At 66.0% G+C, this 18,563-nt stretch carries 20 protein-coding genes and 1 pseudogene; 11 read left to right on the top strand and 10 right to left on the bottom strand.

Annotation, left to right across the window (positions count from 1 at the left end; translation table 11 throughout):
* Positions 1-39: 39 nt before the first annotated feature.
* Positions 40-1,323: a hypothetical protein gene (locus F467_RS0110095; protein WP_018137794.1), complete on the bottom strand. Its 1,284-nt coding sequence runs from the start codon at positions 1,321-1,323 to the stop codon at positions 40-42.
* 193 nt (positions 1,324-1,516) lie between these two features.
* Between F467_RS0110095 and F467_RS0110090 the strand changes: the two genes are divergently transcribed.
* Positions 1,517-2,287, top strand: coding sequence for a hypothetical protein (locus F467_RS0110090; protein WP_018137793.1), 771 nt, complete (start codon positions 1,517-1,519; stop codon positions 2,285-2,287).
* Between the two features lie 53 nt (positions 2,288-2,340).
* On the opposite strand, the gene F467_RS0110085 is transcribed toward F467_RS0110090, so the two are convergent.
* Positions 2,341-2,877: an HIT family protein gene (locus tag F467_RS0110085; protein WP_018137792.1), complete on the bottom strand. Its 537-nt coding sequence runs from the start codon at positions 2,875-2,877 to the stop codon at positions 2,341-2,343.
* A gap of 452 nt (positions 2,878-3,329) precedes the next feature.
* On the opposite strand from F467_RS0110085, the gene F467_RS0110080 reads away from it, so the two are divergent.
* The 5 genes and pseudogenes from F467_RS0110080 to F467_RS0110060 all read left to right on the top strand — a co-directional run bounded on the left by F467_RS0110080 (position 3,330) and on the right by F467_RS0110060 (position 7,335).
* The gene (locus F467_RS0110080) at positions 3,330-5,387 is read left to right on the top strand and encodes a sodium-translocating pyrophosphatase (RefSeq protein ID WP_018137791.1); all 2,058 of its coding nucleotides are present in this window, start codon (positions 3,330-3,332) and stop codon (positions 5,385-5,387) included.
* 48 nt (positions 5,388-5,435) lie between these two features.
* Positions 5,436-5,624, top strand: coding sequence for a hypothetical protein (locus tag F467_RS0110075; RefSeq protein ID WP_018137790.1), 189 nt, complete (start codon positions 5,436-5,438; stop codon positions 5,622-5,624).
* An 88-nt stretch (positions 5,625-5,712) separates the two neighbouring features.
* Positions 5,713-6,015, top strand: a pseudogene (locus F467_RS13925) (VOC family protein); the annotation flags it as partial.
* A gap of 386 nt (positions 6,016-6,401) precedes the next feature.
* Positions 6,402-6,881 (top strand): VOC family protein, encoded by a 480-nt coding sequence (locus F467_RS0110065; protein ID WP_018137583.1) that lies wholly within the window; start codon positions 6,402-6,404, stop codon positions 6,879-6,881.
* A gap of 1 nt (position 6,882) precedes the next feature.
* On the top strand, positions 6,883-7,335 hold the full coding sequence (locus tag F467_RS0110060; RefSeq protein ID WP_018137584.1) for an SRPBCC family protein: 453 nt from the start codon (positions 6,883-6,885) through the stop codon (positions 7,333-7,335).
* Here the strand turns inward: F467_RS0110060 and F467_RS0110055 are convergent.
* The 4 genes from F467_RS0110055 to F467_RS13755 form a co-directional block, all read right to left on the bottom strand.
* On the bottom strand, positions 7,310-7,957 hold the full coding sequence (locus F467_RS0110055; protein WP_018137585.1) for a dienelactone hydrolase family protein: 648 nt from the start codon (positions 7,955-7,957) through the stop codon (positions 7,310-7,312). The genes F467_RS0110060 and F467_RS0110055 overlap by 26 nt on opposite strands.
* Positions 7,944-8,597, bottom strand: coding sequence for a phosphoribosyltransferase (locus tag F467_RS0110050; RefSeq protein WP_018137586.1), 654 nt, complete (start codon positions 8,595-8,597; stop codon positions 7,944-7,946). Before F467_RS0110050 ends, F467_RS0110055 begins: the two co-directional genes overlap by 14 nt.
* A 126-nt stretch (positions 8,598-8,723) precedes the next feature.
* Positions 8,724-9,344: a phosphoribosyltransferase gene (locus tag F467_RS0110045; protein ID WP_018137587.1), complete on the bottom strand. Its 621-nt coding sequence runs from the start codon at positions 9,342-9,344 to the stop codon at positions 8,724-8,726.
* A gap of 35 nt (positions 9,345-9,379) precedes the next feature.
* Positions 9,380-9,523 (bottom strand): hypothetical protein, encoded by a 144-nt coding sequence (locus tag F467_RS13755; protein ID WP_018137588.1) that lies wholly within the window; start codon positions 9,521-9,523, stop codon positions 9,380-9,382.
* Between the two features lie 102 nt (positions 9,524-9,625).
* Here F467_RS13755 and F467_RS0110035 point away from each other — a divergent pair, with 102 nt between their 5' ends.
* Positions 9,626-10,174, top strand: a complete 549-nt coding sequence (locus F467_RS0110035) for a cyclin-dependent kinase inhibitor 3 family protein (protein WP_018137589.1) — start codon at positions 9,626-9,628, stop codon at positions 10,172-10,174.
* On the opposite strand, the gene F467_RS0110030 is transcribed toward F467_RS0110035, so the two are convergent.
* On the bottom strand, positions 10,171-10,632 hold the full coding sequence (locus F467_RS0110030; protein ID WP_018137590.1) for an SRPBCC family protein: 462 nt from the start codon (positions 10,630-10,632) through the stop codon (positions 10,171-10,173). The two genes, F467_RS0110035 and F467_RS0110030, sit on opposite strands and share 4 nt — an antisense overlap.
* 114 nt (positions 10,633-10,746) lie before the next feature.
* Between F467_RS0110030 and F467_RS0110025 the strand changes: the two genes are divergently transcribed.
* Together F467_RS0110025 and F467_RS0110020 are read left to right on the top strand one after the other, a co-directional pair.
* Positions 10,747-12,270: an NAD(P)H-dependent oxidoreductase gene (locus F467_RS0110025; protein WP_018137591.1), complete on the top strand. Its 1,524-nt coding sequence runs from the start codon at positions 10,747-10,749 to the stop codon at positions 12,268-12,270.
* A gap of 103 nt (positions 12,271-12,373) precedes the next feature.
* On the top strand, positions 12,374-13,072 hold the full coding sequence (locus F467_RS0110020) for an ABC transporter substrate-binding protein (RefSeq protein ID WP_018137592.1): 699 nt from the start codon (positions 12,374-12,376) through the stop codon (positions 13,070-13,072).
* A 19-nt stretch (positions 13,073-13,091) separates the two neighbouring features.
* Here F467_RS0110020 and F467_RS0110015 read toward each other — a convergent pair whose 3' ends face one another.
* A complete protein-coding gene (locus F467_RS0110015) occupies positions 13,092-14,180 on the bottom strand; it encodes a lecithin--cholesterol acyltransferase (RefSeq protein ID WP_018137593.1) in 1,089 nt (362 codons plus the stop codon).
* A 428-nt stretch (positions 14,181-14,608) separates the two neighbouring features.
* Here F467_RS0110015 and F467_RS0110010 point away from each other — a divergent pair, with 428 nt between their 5' ends.
* Both F467_RS0110010 and F467_RS0110005 read left to right on the top strand, forming a co-directional pair.
* Positions 14,609-15,313, top strand: a complete 705-nt coding sequence (locus F467_RS0110010) for a DUF4197 domain-containing protein (protein WP_018139289.1) — start codon at positions 14,609-14,611, stop codon at positions 15,311-15,313.
* Positions 15,314-15,645: 332 nt separating this feature from the next.
* Positions 15,646-16,041: a DUF4168 domain-containing protein gene (locus F467_RS0110005; RefSeq protein ID WP_018139290.1), complete on the top strand. Its 396-nt coding sequence runs from the start codon at positions 15,646-15,648 to the stop codon at positions 16,039-16,041.
* Between the two features lie 65 nt (positions 16,042-16,106).
* Here the strand turns inward: F467_RS0110005 and F467_RS0110000 are convergent, their stop codons facing one another.
* A complete protein-coding gene (locus tag F467_RS0110000; protein WP_018139291.1) occupies positions 16,107-17,345 on the bottom strand; it encodes a bifunctional diguanylate cyclase/phosphodiesterase in 1,239 nt (412 codons plus the stop codon).
* Positions 17,346-17,602: 257 nt separating this feature from the next.
* Positions 17,603-18,550, bottom strand: a complete 948-nt coding sequence (locus F467_RS0109995; RefSeq protein ID WP_018139292.1) for a hypothetical protein — start codon at positions 18,548-18,550, stop codon at positions 17,603-17,605.
* Between the last annotated feature and the right edge of the window lie 13 nt (positions 18,551-18,563).

Raw genomic sequence — 18,563 nt, 5'->3', positions numbered from 1 at the left:
TTGCTCCGGTGCGGTCCGCGTGTTGCCGCGGGGAAAGCATCAACGAAGGCGCCGTACCTCGCTGATGTCGGTCAGGGCGATCGGCATCACCATGTAGCCGCTGCCGATGCGGCGGCGTACGCGGATATGCCCCTCATCGATCTCGAGCAGCTCGCCGTTGCGGGCGCGACCGTCCGCGAGGGTGATCTGCAGGTTGCGGCCGATGTGGTCGCCCAGTGCGTTCAACGCGATCACCGGGTCCCGCGCCGAATGCGGGTGGCGGGCAGAATCGGATGGTAGGGCCGGCGTGGCGTTCCATCCTGCGTTCGGTGTCGCGGCGAGCCTCCCGGGGCGTGGCGTGACCTGGCGCAGGTCGACGCGCCCAAAGGGCCGGCCGGCCACGCTCAGGCTGGATTCGACCTGCCGTAGCCACTGCGTCGGGGAGTCGAGGCCGGCCCAGAGCAGGGCGGGGTTGTCGATCGGACCGATGCGCACGGAGTAACCTCGAGGCTCCTGGATGAAGTGGCCATAGGCCTCGATCATCAGCGGCCCCGGCTGCAGGCCGAGGGGTTCCCAGGCTTCGACCCAGGCCGCCTGGTGGTGCTTGAGGTAGTCCCGGTGCTCCATGTCCATCTCGGCCGCACAGAGCTCCATCAGGGCGGGATAGTACCCGCGGTCCTCGTAATCCACGGTCATGGATTGCAATGAGGTGGCCATCAGGGCGGGCGCGAGGTCACGGGCCCGATTCGAGGCGGCCTGGATGTTGAAATGCGCGGTGGATGTGCCCAGGCCCAGGGGACCCATGCCAAAGGTGCTGTGCACGGTCAGGCGGTTCTGGTCCTCCTCGAGATGGTAGCGGATGCTCATGTCCAGCGGGATGTCGCGATAGCCGAGGGCAGCCAGCAGGTCGTCCGCAGGGGCCGCGTGGTAGGCGCCGCAGCCGGCGGTGTCCAGCCACAGGGCCGGGATGCCGTCCTGCGCGCCGGTGGCGAGGCCGGGCGGTAGGGTCAGGCCGTTGACCGCAAAGCCCAGTTGCCGGGGCAGACGGCGGGCATCCAGGGTGTGGCGCAGCCGGAGGAGCTGCCACAGGTTGCCGGTTTCCAGGGTGATGCGTTCGGCCCGCATGCGGCCGATCGCCGTATTGCGCGGCTCGAACAGGAGCCGGTTGACGTGCAGATCGCTGCCCAGGCCGACAGTCACCCCGGCGTAGTGCAGTGTGCCGAGCGGCTCCAGCATCTGCGCCATATCGTCGAGCTTCTGTTCGACCTGGCGGATTTCGTAGTGGTAGTAGCCGATACCCGCGGCGACCACGGCAAGGCCGCCCACGATCCATTTCCCTGGCATGTTCTCCCCCTGCGGTTGCTTGTTCGGGCTCGTGACAGCCGGCCCGACAGCGGGACTGCCCTGTCCCGCGATAACAAGATAGCCGCTGCCGGCACATTCCGCACCTGTAAACAAGGCGGGCGGGCCTGTCTGGGGTACACGTGACACCGTGCTCCGGGCTTGGGCATTAGCCGGAACGGGCGGTTTGACCCGGATGCAGGTGTGCGTCGATGGTGGAGTGATGCGAGGTCCGGTGAACATTCGAGAACGAGAGGATGCGCTGGCGGAGCGATCGGGTGCGGGGGCATTGCGGCTCGGGCATAGGTGCTCTGTTCGACGCATCGCGCCCTGGCTCGCGGCGGGCGTCGTCGTCACGCTGATCGTGACCAGTGGTTGCGTGCCGTCGGGGGAGGAGGATCAACCGTCAGAGGCCGATGAGGCGTCGGTGCTCGCGCCGCTGGACATTGGTGAGCAGTCTGTTCGGACGGTGGAGGGCACCACGCTCCTTGGCATTGAAGATCTGCCCGGCGATATCCAGGTGGACGAGCAGAACGCCTTCGGAGCAACGAATCGGTTTCGGGAGGCCCACGCATCCCCGGACAATGCCTGGGTGGCGGTGGTTACCAGCGGTGCCGCTCACAGCGGCGGCTGGTTGGTAAGAGTGGACAGCGGCGAGGCGAGCCCCGCGGCGTTTCAGTACGGGGGCCGCGTCACGATCGGCCCCTGGAGCGACGATGGGCGCCATGTGGTGTTCGCGCAGGAAGGGCCTGCCGGGGACCGCACGCTGACGGTCGTGGATCGCGAATCGCTGGGTGACTTGGTGGAAGCGAACACGATCCCGGTGCGTGCCCCCGAGCATGAGGGCCGCGAGCCAGAGCATCGAGACTACGAGGTGGTCGAGTGGGCCGACGGGAAGCTGGTATTTCGCCTGGGCGAGGAGAGGTGGGTGTTTGATCCAGCCGGTAAGTCGGCTATGCCGGACTGACCATCAGGGGCGCGGGCCCCTGTCGCATGGTTCGGGCGGATCGAGTGGCTGGGTCAGGCGCGGTCGGCGCGAACGCCCGGGTGGGCGTGTCGGTGGTAGTTCGCTCGATCCGGGATCACGTTGCGGATGCCGCCACGGGGGTCTTCCACGTCGCCCTCGTAGCGGGGCAGCAGGATTACGTGCAGGTGATCGATGCTCCGCCCGGCCATGCGGCCGTCGTTGTTGCCGACGGTGTAGGCATCGGGTGGATTGCCCAGAAAAGGGAGTTCCAGCACGCCTTCGATATGGTCCTTGGGGCGCTCGCTCAGGTCCTCGCGGACCAGCATGCTGCGGTACAGGCTGGCCAGGTCGGTTGACTCGATCACCTGGCGTACGCCATGGATGGCGTCGAAGTAGTCCGACTGTTCGGTCTCGTTGAGTTCGAAAAGGGAAACCACATGCCGCCGCGGGATGACGAGGGCGTGCCCCGGGTTGACCGGGTTGGTGTCGAACAGGGCGACGAACGAGCGGTTCTCGTAGATGAGGGGATCGGCCAGTCCGGCCGCGACGCGGCAGAAGTAACAATCCTTGATGGGTGTGGCACTGGTCATCAAAACGCCTGGTTGATCGGTTTGTTTTGTAAGTCAACGATCTTACGGGATTTTCACCTATTCGTTCGCCTGCGGCCGATGAAGTTCACCTCACGGTATGCCCCGGTCCATGGTCTGTAAGGTGCCGAACACACGCGGTTTGCACCCATCGTGCTTGACGACCTGCAAGTCACCACGTAAGTTCCCTAGCATTGTAAGGGGTTTTTGCGGTCCTTCCTTCGAGCCGTCCTGCGGCCAGACCCACCATCCCCCGATACGTTTGTCGAGGCTGTACGCCCCGCGCCAGCGGTGGCCGCGCGCCTCGACGGTCGCGCGGATGCGCGACGGCAGCACAAACCGGATGCCCGGATTCGCGCCGGGCGGCCGTGTCGCGTCGACAGCCTGCTTGTCGGCCGCCGCGAGTGCCCGACGCCCCGGATGTTTTGTGTCACGACGTATCGAAGGGGGAGTCCATGTCCATGCCATTTTTCGGCCTCGTATTCGCGCTGCTGTGCGGCGTTGCTGCGCTGGCCTATGGTCTGTTTTCCATCCGCTGGGTGCTCTCGAAGTCGGAGGGGAGCCAGGAGATGCAGCGCATTGCCCGTGCCGTGCAGGAAGGCGCATCGGCCTACATGAAGCGGCAGTACACGACCATTGCAGTGGTCGGGGTGGTTCTGTTCATCGGGTTGTGGCTGGTGATCGGCGTGGGCTCCGCGATCGGGTTCCTGATCGGTGCAGTGCTTTCGGGTGCGGCGGGCTTTATTGGCATGCATGTGGCGGTACGGGCCAACGTGCGAACTGCGGCGGCCGCGAAGTCGGGGCTGGAAGCGGCGATGGACGTGGCCTTCCGCGGGGGCGCGGTGACCGGCCTGCTGGTGGTCGGGCTCGGGCTGCTGGGGGTGGCAGGCTATTTTGCCGTGCTCTGGTGGCTTGCACCGGAGGGTGGCGAGGTCGGGCTTTCGCCGCTGGTGGGGCTGGCACTGGGCGGCTCGCTGATCTCGATTTTCGCGCGTGTCGGCGGTGGCATCTTCACCAAGGGCGCGGATGTTGGAGCGGACCTGGTGGGCAAGGTCGAGGCGGGCATCCCCGAGGATGATCCCCGCAACCCGGCCGTGATCGCGGACAACGTGGGCGACAACGTCGGGGACTGTGCCGGGATGGCCGCGGACCTGTTCGAGACCTACGCGGTGACCATTATCGCGACGATGATACTGGGGACCCTGCTGATCCCCGAGCTGGGCCTGATGGCCTCGGTGTATCCGCTGGTGCTGGGCGGCGGGGCGATCCTGGCCTCGATCATCGGTACCTTCGCGGTGAAGGCACGGCAGGGTTCCGAGATCATCAAGGGACTCTACAAGGGCCTGATGGTCTCCGGCGGGCTCGCCGCGGTGGCCTTCCTGCCGATTACGCTGGTGCTGGTGCCGGACAACGCGCTGGCCACCAGCATGGGCATCGAGAGTGGCGCGGCGATGAGACTGTATGGCGCGGCGCTGGTGGGCCTGGTGCTGACCGGGGTGATCATGGTCGCTACCGACTATTACACCTCCACGGTGTTCCGCCCGGTCCGCCATCTGGCCGAGGCCTCGACCACCGGCCACGCGACCAACATCATCGCCGGTTTGGCGCTGTCGATGAAGGCGACCACCGCGCCGGTGCTGGCGGTCTGCGCGGCGATCCTGGTGGCCTATGCCTTTGGCGGCCTGTACGGCATCGCCATCGCCGCGACCACGATGCTGTCGATGACCGGGATCATCGTGGCGATGGACGCCTACGGGCCGATTACGGACAACGCAGGCGGCATCGCGGAGATGGCCGATCTGCCCTCCGAGGTGCGCGAGACCACCGATGCGCTGGACGCGGTGGGCAACACGACCAAGGCGGTTACCAAGGGTTATGCGATCGGCTCGGCCGGGCTTGCGGCCCTGGTGCTGTTCGCCGACTACACCCACGAGCTGGTGCGCCACACGGGCGGTGTACACAACTTCGAGCTCAGTAACCCGAATGTCATCGTGGGCCTGTTCATCGGGGGGCTGGTCCCGTTCCTGTTCGCGGCGATGACCATGGAGTCCGTGGGCCGGGCGGCCTCGGGCATCGTGAACGAGGTGCGGCGCCAGTTCCGCGAGATCAGCGGGATCATGGAGGGCACCACCAAGCCAGATTACACCCGTGCCGTGGACATGCTCACCGGCGCGGCGATCCGCGAGATGATCCTGCCCTCGCTGCTGCCGGTGCTGGTACCGGTACTGGTGGGTGTGTTCCTCGGTACCGAGGCGCTGGGCGGGCTGCTGATCGGAACGATCGTGACCGGCCTGTTTGTGGCGATCTCCCAGACCGCCGGTGGCGGGGCGTGGGATAACGCGAAGAAGTACATTGAAGATGGACACCATGGTGGAAAGGGCTCCGAGGCCCACCACGCGGCGGTCACCGGCGACACGGTGGGCGACCCGTACAAGGACACCTCGGGCCCTGCGATCAATCCGCTGATCAAGGTCATCAACATCATGGCGCTGCTGCTGGTGCCCGTCCTGTAGGGCCCGCGAAACGCAAGGAGAACCGAGATGCCGACAATCCGACTGCAAATGGCCCCGGATCTGGAGCTGAACATGGAGCTGGACGTCGAGGGGGTCGACTGCGACAGCCGCGACTGGGACGTGCAGCAGCACAAGGCCGAGATCTACGCCGAGTTCGAGCGCCGGCTCAAGGCCGCGTTTCCCGAGGGCTTCAAGATCCATACCTTCGAGTTCGGCCTGGCCTGCAAGCCGCGCTAACGAGGCGGGAGGGCACGCACGTCAGTGTGTTCTCCCGAACCGAAGGTGGTCTTTGGGGGCACGCGAGTGCCGTGTTCCCCCTGACACCATGCACAAGAGCCGACTCGGAAACATCGTGATCGACTGCCGGACGGAGGATCTGGCCGCCGAGGCGCGTTTTTGGGCCAGCGCACTGGGCTATCCGATGCCCGAGGACTTCGATGCGGCCAGCGGCTTTATCCAGCTCGTCACGCCGCCCGGGGAAGTGCAGGTCATCATCCAGCGCGTGGATCACAATCCGCGCGCACACCTGGATATCGACTCCGACTCGGTCGAGGCGGAGGTCGCGCGTTTGCAGAGTCTGGGCGCAACCGTGGTGGCGCGCCATGCAGAGTGGGTGGTGATGCAGGCGCTGAGGGAGACACTGACTGAGTGGCGCATTCGCGCTCGAGTCGCTTTTGCGTGCGAACAAGGCGCGGTGACTGCCGTGCAGTCATTCTGCACAAGGGAACCGCAACGCCGTGCGCGCGCAAAAGCGGCCGAGCCCCTCCGGGGTTGGCACCCCAGGTACCCCGATCCGGCGTTGCGCCGCTTGCGGGTAGAACCACTACCCGCTTGCACGGCGCGCCTGGTCTCGGAAAACCTGGGGTACCAACGCGAATGCGCCACTCAGTCAGTGTCTCCCTAATGGGCATCGTTTTTGTGTCGGCAGTCCCTATCGGGGCGGCTTCGAGCAGGGAGCCAACACGTGGGAGTAAGGTCAGAGTAGTAGGCCCCGGCCCTTGCGGGAGATACGTGATGGCGACCATTCGGCACAAACTCGTTCCGCACCTGTGGTTCGAGCGTCAGGCCAGGGAGGCGGCCGAGTTCTACGCCTCGGTCTTCGAGAACTCGTGGGTCGAGAGCTCGGTCACCCTGGAAGGCACCCCGTCCGGTTCGGTGGAGGTCGTCACCTTCTTCGTGCTGGGGCAGGAGTTCCAGGCCATCAGTGCAGGTCCGCTGGTCCCGTTCAACGAGTCGATCTCGTTCATGGTCAAGTGCGATACGCAGCAGGAGATCGACTACTACTGGGACAAGCTGACGGCCGATGGCGGGCAGGAGGTGGAATGCGGCTGGTTGAGGGACAAGTTCGGCCTGTCCTGGCAGATAGTCCCCGCGGTGCTGGACGAGATGATGCAGCCCGGTGATCCCGCGGCGCTGGCCCGGATCACGCAGGCGTTCCTGAAGATGAAGAAGTTCGACATCGCGGCCCTGGTTCGAGCCTTTGAGGGCCGGTGAAATGGACGCCTGCGGGCCCAGCATGGCCGAGGTGCTGCACCTGACCGTATCCATCGCGCGCACTCCCGCAGATGTCTATGCCTTTGCCTCCGATCCGAGAAATCTCCCGTTATGGGCCGAGGGGCTCGCGCGTTCGGAGGTTCGACAGGAGGGGGATGCGTGGGTCGTGGAAGGGCCCGTTGGGAGGGTGACGGTACGGTTTGCGGCGCCCAACGATCTCGGTGTGATGGATCACGATGTCGAGCTCCCCTCGGGCGTGATCGTTCACAACCCCATGCGTGTCCTGCCGAACGGCGAGGGGAGCGAGCTGGTGTTCAGCCTTTTCCGGCAGCCGGGGATGTCCGACGAGCAGTTTGATTCGGACCGGTGCGCGGTGGAGAAGGACCTGGACCAATTGAAGGTGCTGCTGGAAGGAAACCCGGCCCTCCCTATTCGGGATTCAACCACCGGGTAAACCAGTCCGTGGCCAGATCGGCCGCTTGCTCCAGGGTGCCCGGTTCCTCGAACAGGTGAGTGGCGCCCGGGATGATCGCGAGCCTGCAGGTGGCCTGCATGCGGGACTGCGCCTGGCGGTTGAGCTCGATCACCATGGTGTCGTCGCCCCCGACAATCAGCAGGGTGGGTGACGCCACCCGCGGCAGGGCCTCGCCCGCCAGATCCGGGCGGCCGCCGCGGGAGACGACGGCGCGGATGGTATCGGGGGCCGCCGCGGCCGCCTGTAATGCCGCCGCCGCCCCGGTGCTGGCGCCAAACAGGCCCATCGGGAGCCCTGCGAGTCGGGGTTGCGAAGCGGCCCATTCGCAGGCCTGTACGAGCCGACGGGCCAGCAGCGGGATGTCGAACCGGTTCTCGTAGGTGCGATCCTCCGTCTCGGTCAGGAGGTCGAACATCAGCGTGGCGAGATCGGCCGCCTGCAGCACGTGGGCCACCTGGTGGTTGCGCGGGCTGAGGCGGCTGCTGCCGCTTCCATGCGCGAACACAACCAGCCCGGCCGGGGTCTCCGGCAGGCCGAGGATCCCCTGATGCGGACGCCCGTCCAGGGCGAGGGTCACATCGTGTTGCTCAGCGCGAGACATCGGATTTGCGCGAGCGGTGGGCGGTGGCCAGGAGGTCGATCACCTCGTCGTCCGAGGTCTGTTCGAAGGATTCGTAATAGGACCCGACCGAGCCCCGGTAGTACACCGGGCGGTCCAGGGTTACCACGTGGTTGACCTCGGTCTCGAGCAGCTCCGCCGTGTCGGCCGGGGCCACGGGGATCGCGACGACGATCTGGCTGGGGTGGCGTTGCCGGGCGTCGCGGATGGCTGCGCGCATGGTCAGGCCGGTGGCAATGCCATCATCGACGATGATCGCCAGTCTGCCAGCGACGTCCGGGGCGGGCGTGGTGCAGTACAGTTCGCGTCGTCGCCGGGCCTCGGCGCGTTCGCGGGCCTCGGCCCGCTCCAGCCATTCCGGGTCGATGCGCTCCTCCTCGCGGGGGTTGCAGACGCGCTCGCCGTGTTCCGGGACCGCACAGATTGCGTATTCGGGGTGAAACGGGTGGCCGATCTTGCGCGGGATCAGCAGATCCAGCGGCATATCCAGGTGCCGCGCGACCTCGGCCCCGAGCGGGACGCCGCCGCGCGGCAGGGCATACACCACGCCGGATTGACCGCGGAAGCGGTTTAACGCTTGCGCCAGCCGCCGGCCGGCGTCGGTACGGTCCCGAAAACGCATGGGCCCTCCGGTCAGTACGCAGTTGAACTGTCCTGGAGTGTAGGCCCGAGAGGGCAGGAAAACGGGCGGGTCTGAGCAAAATAGGAGGCCTCGGCCGGTGCCCTTAACCCCATAGCGGTGTTCGGCCTAGCGGATCTCGAGACTGTGGTAGCGAATCACGCGATCGAGTTCGCCGGGGTGCAGTTCCAGGCCGTAGTCCAGGCGCAGGCGTTCGATCAGTTCCACACGGTGGCTGGGCGGCGGGTCCATCTGCTGGATGAACTGGCCGACGTCCTCGACGACCGCCCAGGGATAGAGCAGCCAGTGCCACTCGCGGACGGTGTGGCTGCGGAAGTCCGCCGGACAGGTGGTCGTGGTCTTCTCGTGCAGCACGGCGGTACGCACGGCCTTGGGCTTGAAGGTCTCCAGATGCGGGCGTGCCGCGGCCAGGGTATCGCCGCTGTCGTTGACGTCGTCCACCAGCAGGACGCGTTCACCGCGGACATCACCACTCAGCGGCACCGTCACGGCCGCGGCCTGCTTCTTGCGGGCGCCGGAGGTGTAGTGCTCCACCTTGAGGCTCAGCAGCTTGTGCACCTGCAGGAAGTCGCACAGGAATCGCGCCGGCATGAAGCCACCACGGGCAATGGCGACGATCGTGTCCGGCCGGAAGCCGCTGTCCAGGATCTGGCGGGCGAGGCGGTCCGCGGCGTCGACCACCGCGTCCACACTGATCAGTTGTACCGGCATCTTGCGGGCTTCAGACATCGCGGGCGCTCTCCATCGCGGCTTCAGCAAGGATGTTATCGGCCGGCCAGAAAGAGCAAGCGTGCGATGAAGGCGATGGTCAGGATGATCCATCCGATGGGATAGGGCAGTACGCCGGTAAAGAATGCGGCCAGGCTGGCGACCAGCAGGAGGCCCAGGATGAGTAACGGGGTGTCCATACCGGTAGGATTGGGAGATGCGGCGTTGGTTCGCAGAAAGGGCCCTTGCGGGCCCGAGATCGGAACGACTGGCCTTGGCGCCGGACGATTGAGAGAGGCTTGATGACTCAGACTAGCGACAATCCCGCCCGCTCCCTGGAGATCGGCACGGTGAGCCTGCCCGAAGGCGGAACGATCGGGATGACGCTTTGCCCCGGCAAGTGCGAGCCGGAGGCGCCCGGTGGTCAGCGGGACCTGGCGGCGGATCTGGCAGCGATCCGGGACTGGGGAGCGACGGCCTTGGTCACGCTGAACCAGGGGCATGAACTGGACAAGCTGGGTGTGCCCGAGCTGGGCAAGGCCGTGCGTGCGGCGGGGATGGCGTGGCTGCACCTGCCGATCGGTGACATGGCGGCGCCGGATCGCCCCTGGGAGCTGCGCTGGCGCGAAGTCGGCCCCGAGGTACACCGTCGGCTGCGTGCGGGCGAAGGGGTGATTTTTCACTGCGGTGGCGGGTTTGGCCGTGCAGGGACGATTGCGGCCTTGACGCTGATCGAACGGGGCCTCGCGCCGGAGGAGGCCATCGCAATGGTGCGCGGGGCGCGCCCCGGCGCGATCGAGAGCCCGGACCAGCAGCGTTATTTGTTGAGCCTGTCCGCTACCGGGGTCTAACGATCCGGGCGCGGACCCTCCTGATCGATGCCTTTTCCCGGTGACTTCTGCAGCTCCGCTTCCACGTTGTCGATGATCTCGCGGCTCAGGGTCTGGATCAGTGGTTTGGCCGCCTGGCGGACGGTCTCTTCGAGCAGCGGATTGTCGAGCTCGTACTCCAGACGCAGGTGGATCGTCGTGCCGTTTTGCGCGGGTGTCAGGTGATAGGTGCCGCGATTCTGCACGCCGGTCAGCGATTGCCAGGAAAAGCGCTCCGGTGGTTCCGTTTCTGTGATCTCGACATCGAAACTCAGGGGAATGCCGGCGATGCGGACGACCCATCGGTAGCGGGCCTCCCCGACGCGCGCTATCGTTTCGATGGCCTCGCTGTAATGGACGAACTCCTCGACCCGCGTAATCAGGGCGAATACATCGGGTTGGTCCGCGCGGATGTGTGCCTGGTGTTCGATCGTGGGCATGATCAGAGACGGGGTTCGGAGGACTTCGAGTATGCAGGGAGGCAACCCGGTATGCACCACGTGCCCTGTTCCGGGGCGTAGCGGTCGCAAGGCCCTTTCCGGGAGCCACCTCGCGTGAAGGTGCTCGTGATCCTGGGCCACCCGCGTACCGACAGCCTGTGCGGCGCGCTGGCCGAGGCCTACCGTGACGGGGCCCGATCCGCCGGGGCGGAAGTGCGCTCCCTGGAGCTGGCGAATCTCGAGTTCGACCCGCACGTTCACACGCCTTCGCCGAATCAGCAGCCGCTGGAAGACGATCTGGACGCGGCGCGCGAACTGGTCGCCTGGGCCGATCATCTCGTATTCGTCTTTCCCACCTGGTGGGGCACCATGCCAGCGCTGCTCAAGGGCTTTCTCGATCGCGTGATGACGCCCGAGTTTGCCTTTCGCAGCTGCGAGGGCGGCACCGGATACGAGGGGCTGCTGCAGGGACGCTCCGCACAGCTGATTACCACGATGGATACCCCGGTACTGATCCATCAGTTGTTGTATCGCCAGCCGGGGATCAACGCGATGGCGCGCGCGACCCTGGGCTTTTGCGGCATCCGCCCGGTGCGCTCGCTGATGCTGGGTTCGGTACGCGAGGCCGATGACCGCCAGCGCGAGGCGTGGCTCGAGCGCGCACGACAGGAAGGGCTGCGCCTGGAGCATGGCCGCGAGAGCCTGCGCGAACGGGCGGCCTTCAAGCTGGGGGGCTGGCTGCAGGCACTGCGCCTGCAGTTCTACCCGATGACCTTCGTGGCCTACACCGCAGGGGCCCTGGCGGCGGCCCCGGACGGCGGTGTGTCGCGCAATCCGGTTTTCTGGCTGGGTTATCTGTGCCTGTTCCTGCTCGAGGTGGCGACGGTCCTGGTCAATGAACGGGTAGATTTCGGCTCCGATCGCCAGAACCGTTTCTACAGCGCCTTTACCGGCGGCTCGCGGGTGCTGGTGGAGGGGCGGCTGTCCCTGCGCGAGATCAACGCCGGTACGTCGGTGGCACTGGGGGGCTTCGCGGCGGCGTTTGCCGCGCTGCTCGCGGTCGCGCCCGGCGATGCCGGTCCCATGCTGTGGGTAACGGGCGTGCTGGCGGTGCTCGCGATCGGGTATACGGCGCCGCCCCTGAAGCTCAGCTATCGCGGGCTCGGGGAGGTGGATGTCGCGCTGACCCACAGCCTGGGCGTGTTGCTGTGCGGGTACGTGTTCCTCGCGGGGGACTGGACGGACCCCTTGCCCTGGTGGCTGAGCCTGCCGTTGTTTCTGGCGATCATCCCGTCGATTACGCTGTCTGGTATCCCCGATCGCGAGGCGGACGCGGCTGTGGCCAAACGGACCCTGGCGGTGCGGCTGGGAAATGGTGGTGCGCTCGGTGTGGCGCTGGTGTTCACCGGTCTGGCGGCGGTTGCGGGAACGGCATTCCACCTGACCGGTTGGGCTCAGGGGGCCTATGCAGGCATTGCCTATTTCGTGGTGCCGCATGCGGCCTGGCTGATATGGATGTTGTGGCGCGAGCGTCAGCGCGGGGCACCGGGCGGGCGTATCGACGGCTTGATGGCGGTATCGCTAGCCTATGTGCTTTGGTTTGGTCTGGTGCCGCTGGTAAATCTTGCCGCGGCTTGAGTGACGGGATGCCGACCTCCGGCGGATTCGGGGCCCGGACGGCACGGTATGGAGGGACTGAGCGATGTTTGGACGGCTTTTAGCGGGTATTGCGGTCTTGGGCATGCTGTCGGTGCCGGCGGTGGCCGATCACCGCGAGGCCTTCCATATCGCGGGCGACCGGGACGAGGCGCCGTACGGGTACATCAATCGCGATGGGCGCTTCGCGGGCCACTATGTCCAGTTGATGCAGGAGGCCTTTGCCCACTTGTGGGTGCCACTGCGCCACGAGCCCTACGAATGGGAGGAGGCGCAGCGGCTGGTGAAGGAGGGCAAGGCCGACGCGATCATTACCACCATGACGCCGGAGCGCGAGGAGTATCTGATCGCGAGCGAGGTCGCCCTGGCGGAACCGGAATGGGTGGCCTTCGTGCGCGAGGACCACCCCGAGCGCGACGAATTGCTGGCCAAGGAACGGCTGGAGGACTTTACTGGATACCGCGTACTGGACTACGCCGGGAACGGCTGGGGCAAGGCCAACCTGGAGGGTCTGGACGTGCAGCGCGAGGGCACGCTGTCGGAGAATCTGCGACGTCTGGCGGTCGGCGAGGGGGACGTGCTGATCAACATGAGTGAGGTGACGGAACACACGATCCGGGAGTTGAAGCGGGCCTATCCCGACGAGGCGGATGCACTGGGTCGGCTGGTGGCCTCCTCGAACGTGCTGGACGTGACCTCGATGCATCTGCTGGTACGCAAGGACTCGCCGCATGCGCACCTGGTGCCACGCATCGACAAGGTCCTGCGGGAGCTGGGGATCTGACCCCTGCGCTGGAGAGACGTTAGTCCTGCGGGTCAATCGCGGGGACAGGCCGGTCCTCGTCCCGCCAGTCGAACAGGATATGCAGGATCGGTTCGACCGCGGGGGGGTATTCCGTCAGGGGGCCGGGAACCAGGAGACCGCGGTGCGAGGCCTCCAGGATCTCGGGTTCGGGGTGTCCCTCCAGTGACAGGGAATCGATCGGCACGACCCCGTCTCCCAGTCCTTCGCTGGTGTCCTCCCACCACTCTTCGATGCGCGCGGGCAAGTCCTCGATGCCGAACTGCTCGCTCAGGGATCGCAGGCTGGCCTCCATCGCCGGGGTCGGCTCGGGTACCACGCCGCCGATGATTCGCACGGGAATGTCCTCTGGCCAGGGGCGCTGATTCAGGTCCGCCAGAAACTCGCTGTCGGGCCGCAGATCGATCTTGGCCGCGCCCGTGCCGTCGCGAAGACCGGCGAAAAGCGAAAAGCGTTGCTCACGTATGTCGGCCAGCCATTCGCGCACCTCGAGCCAGACGCGCAGGCGTGCCCAGTCGGAGCCCTGGTTCGGGGTGGCGACCAGGATTACGCCGGCAATGGGTGGCCCTTCGACCCGCGGAGCCTCGTCGATGGGGTGTCGCCAGCGGGTGACAAAGTCGCGGATCACCAGGCCGCCCATGCTGTGGCCCACCAGGATCACGGGCTGTTCGGCCTCCAGCGTCTCCCAGTACTCGGCCAGGAGGTCGGCGCTGTGATCAATCGCCTGATCGTTCGGGTAGCGAAACTCCCAGCCATTGATGCCGGCCGTGTCGAGGGCGGACGCCAGCGTGTCCCAGATATCGCCGGGCTCGTCGAGCCCGTGCAGCATCACGACTTCGGGGCGGGTGCTGTCGTCGAATACCGTGGATCGCGGGACAAAGCCGCGAAGCTCGTCGGGTAGCTCCATGACCTCCGGAAACCACTCGTGCAGGCGGTCCTGGACCTCCACACGCAACTCGCGCTCCTGCTCCGGGTGCTGCTCCGTCCATGTGACCCAGGCGATGAACGCGAGTAGCGGCAAGCCGAACAGGACGGCGGCAGCGTACAGGCGCTTGCGGGCGGGTCTTTGGCGGCGCGGTCTGTGGGTCATATCACTCAAGGAAACACTGATTAATGTACACGCTCGCGCTCGAGTCGCTTTTGCGTGCGAACAAGGCGCGGTGACCGCCGTGCAGTCATTCTGCACAAGGGAGCCGCAACGCCGTGCGCGCGCCCGTTTTTGATAACAACGAGCGGCCGAGCCCCTTCGTTTATTGAGTTGTGGGGTTGGTACCCCAGGTTCCCCGATCCTGCGTTGCGCCGCTTGCGGGTAGTACCTCTACCCGCTGCACGATGCGCCTTGCCTCGGCAAACCTGGGGTACCAACGCGAGTGTGTCCATTAGTCAGTGTTTCCTTAACAATTGAGCATGCGCGGGTGGATCGCAAGCCTGGCGCGGTGCTGGATGTGACAAGCGGGGCACGGGGTATGCGAGGCGTGATGTGTATCATGCCCCGTATGATTCTGTCGGAGTGTCCGCATGCGTAATTCGCCGCTCTTGTTGTTGCTGTTTCTGCCGTTTTTTCTCTCGGCCTGTGCCGGACTGGATGTCCGCGACTTCGGTTTGAACGGCGAGGGGAGTGGTGGTGACCGGGCGGAAGAGGCGGTCCGCGAGGCCCTTCGAGTCGGCACCGAACGAACCGTGGAACGGACGGGGCAGGAAGACGGCTACTGGGGCAACCAGGCCATACGGATCGGTCTGCCGCAGGAGTTGCGGCAGGCCGGGGATGTGCTGCGCAGCGCTGGCATGGGCAGCCAGGTGGATGATCTCGAGCGGCGCATGAACCGGGCCGCCGAGGCGGCCGCACGGGAGGCGGCCCCGGTGTTTGTGAGTGCGATTCGGGGCATGCAGCCGTCCGACGTGCACGCGGTACTGCGCGGTGATGACGATGCCGCGACCCAGTACCTGCGCGGTGCGTCCGAGTCGGATCTGCGCGAGCGCTATGCGCCCGTGGTGCGCGAGCATATGGAGGGTGCCGGGGTGTACCGGGTGTACCAGCCGCTGCGCGATGCAGCCAGCCGTATCCCCGGCCTGGCCGATCTGGATGTGGACCTGGATCGCTATGTGACCGACCACGCACTGGATGGTCTGTTTACCATTCTGGCGGACGAGGAACGTCGCATTCGCGAGGATCCGGCCGCGCGCACGACGCAGCTCCTGCGGGAGTACTTCGGGTCAAGCTAACCCAGGCGCCGAGCGCAAACGGCCGGGCCCCGTGGCATTGCGCCTCGGGGCTTTTTTGTGGGTGAAGGGCCTTGCCGGCGTTGAACGAGGCGGCCCCAGGGAGTGAGTCGGAGCGACACGGGTCGGGGCGATGCATGTGTCTGAATGACCCACCTCTGGATGTGATTGGGACCCGTCCGATCACTGCATCCAGGTGCGGAAACCGCCTGGCGGCACGGCATGCGGCATTCAGGCCATGTTGGCACGGAGGCTGCATCGCTACGGGTCAGACGGCGCGTTCATTGCGACGGGCTAACGCAATCCAACCAATCTGAAGAAGCAGGAGGCGCAGAATGGGACACAAGACCGGTGCAACTTATTCGATCGCCCTGGCTCTCGGGCTCGCATTGGGTGGTGCGGGCACAGTGGCAGCGGATGATCCGCATGTGTTCGAGCAGGAATGGACCGATGATCCCGAAATGTCCGCCGAGGACGTCAGTGAAAGCGATCTGGAAAGCTTTCTGGCGGCTGCGGATGCGGCCCAGGACATCCGCGCGGAATACGCAGATGACATCGCGGAAGCAGAAGGCGAGGGGGCCCAGGAGCTGCGCGACGAGGCCAACGACGAGATGGTCGCCGCAATCGAGGATGAAGGGCTGACCGTCAAGGAATACCAGGAGATTGCTTACCTGATCGACAACGACAGCGATCTTGGTGAGCAATTCGCCGAGGTGGCGGGGGACTCGTAGCCTCCACCAGCACTACGCCTGCTATCTCCCAGGACCCCGGTGGGCGAACCGCCCACCGGGGTTTTCTACGCCCGGGCGCCGCTCGGCGTCGGCGGGTGGTCCGGGTCAACCTCCTCGATCAGCAGAAGGGACGGGATTTCGTCCGCGGTCAGGGGCCGGGCGAAGTAAAACCCCTGGATGCGGTCGAACCCGAGTTCCTCGCTCAGGCCGATCTGGTCCCGGGTCTCGATGCCCTCGGCAACGGTCTTCAGCCCGAGCGATCCGGCCAGCAGTGCGATGCCTCGTGCGAGGTCTTCGGCCGAGGGGTCGTGGCCGAGGCTGGATACAAGCTGGCGGTCGAGCTTCAGCGTATCGATCGGAAACCGATTGAGATAGGCGAGGGACGAATACCCGGTGCCGAAGTCGTCGATGGCGAGCTGTACCCCCAGGTGCTTCAGCGCCTCGAGGGCGGGTTCGGCGTCCTCGAGCGCGAGCACGGTCTCGGTGAGTTCGATGGTCAGGAGTTCGGGTGGCAGGTGGTGGCGCTTGAGCGCGGATGCGACGTCGTACGCGAGTTCGGGGCGAATGAAGTCGCGGGCGGAGAGATTGATCGCGGTGTACCAGGGTTCGCGGCCATGGACCTGCGCAAGGGTCTTCCACTCCTCGGTCTGTCGGCAGGCCTCGGCGATCACCTGCGCGCCGATGTCGTGTATCAGCGAGGAGTCCTCCGCCACGTCGAGAAAGTCCGCCGGCGTCAGCTCGCCGTGTGCCGGGTGCTGCCAGCGGATCAGCGCCTCGACCCCGACGAATCGATGCTGGCGGATCGAGTAGATCGGCTGGTAGCGCAGAAAGAACTCGTTGTGTTTCAGGCCCCGGCGGATATCGAATTCCTGACGCATGCGCCGCAGTTCCTCGGTGACCGGATGCAGCGCGGGAATGACCAGCCAGGCCATCAATTGCCCGATCCCGACGAAGAAGGCGGTGCGCGTCAGCCAGCGTTCGGTCTCCTGTGCGGTGGCGGCGGCGACGTCCACATAGGTCAGGGGCCCGGCCAGTACGCCGGCCACCAGTGCCACGACGAGGGCGGCGCCGGGCCCAAAGCGCGCGGCGGCAAACAGGATTGGCACGTAGTAGAAGTGCGGCACGATGCTGTCGGCGCCACCCGCCAGGTACGGGATCAACCAGGAGAGCAGCAGGCCTGCGACGATGATCAGTGTCGCGGAGACAAAGGACATCCCGACCCAGGCGCGGAGCGTCGTTCGAGCCAGGTAGTCGGAATACCGGGTATTGCCTGCCAGGGGTTGAGCCGACTCGAACCTGGACATTGCGTGGCATCCTTTGGCCTTCCTGGCCGGCTTTGCACCCTGTTGCGGCAGGGCGGGTATGGCGGCGCGGTCACGGTCCTTTACCGGTTCGCGCCCGGGCCTTTACACGCAGCTATAAGTGGTTGTTCCGGGAGTGTAGTTCATATGCGCCGGAACGAGACGTCCGGGCCCATCAGTGATTGAGCCGGGTGCTTTTTTCGGGGCTTGAGGGAAACGGCGCAGGGCGGGAGGTCCTGCCCCGCGGCCGTCAGCGTGGCCTAGTCGCAGGCGGAACGCTCGGCGGGCAGGTTGCCGCGCACGCAGGCGCTGATCTCGGGTGGGCTCTCGTTGCTGCGCATACGTACGAAGAGGCCATCGATTTCGCCAGCGGCGTTGGTCGGGTAATGGTCGCCCATGTGCATGCCGGCCCCGTGCAGGACCCAGTAGTTGAGCATGTTCGCCTCGCCATGGGGCTGTTCCAGGTAGACCAGGGTGGCGCCGTGGGCCATCTCGGTCACGATCAGCCGCCGGATCCGCTCGCCGGCCTCGAATTCGACATAACCCAGCGCATGGCTGCTGACACTGCCGCCGCGCATGCCCTGCATCTCGGGTGCGTGATTGGTCTGGATCAGTCGGAAGCGACCGTGGGGCTGGCCGTCCCGCATCTCGCCGTCGAAGCGCATAACCATCTTCATGCTGCTGTCCATGGCGGAGGCGGCGTACAGCCGCCGCGCCTCCTCGATGCTGGAGACGGCCGCCGGCTCCATGGCCTGGTGGTTCTGGTACCAGGTCATCCAGAAACTGACGGGCCCGTTGTCGACCGTATCCGGGCAGGCGCCGTCGGCGTGCAGTTCGAAGCGGTCAAAGCCCAAGTCTACCGAGCCGCGTCCCTTGTTGGTGACCAGGGCGCGGGTAAAGATAACCTCGGACGGCGCTTCGAGGTTGGCCATGATGCGGTAGCGATCGTCCCAGGCGCACTGCGTGGCACTGCGACCCGGCAGGGCCTGACGGCTGATCTGCCGCGCCTCGCGCGATCCACGTTCGCTGCGATAGGCGTCCAGCAGCGCCCGGGTGCCGGGTTCCAGCAGGCCCGTGTCGACCGCCTGGATATTGCGGTCGAATTGGCGGTCGGCGCCCGGCGTGGCGTGGGCGAGCGAGGTCGTCAGGCCCAGGCTCAGGATCGCGCCCATGGCGAGCATGCGGGCAGGCGTCAGGTGGATTCGCATCAGTGGGTTCTCC

The sequence above is a fragment of the Thioalkalivibrio sp. ALJ12 genome, assembly GCF_000378305.1.
GTDB lineage: Bacteria > Pseudomonadota > Gammaproteobacteria > Ectothiorhodospirales > Ectothiorhodospiraceae > Thioalkalivibrio.
This window is presented reverse-complemented; position numbering and strand designations above follow the sequence as displayed.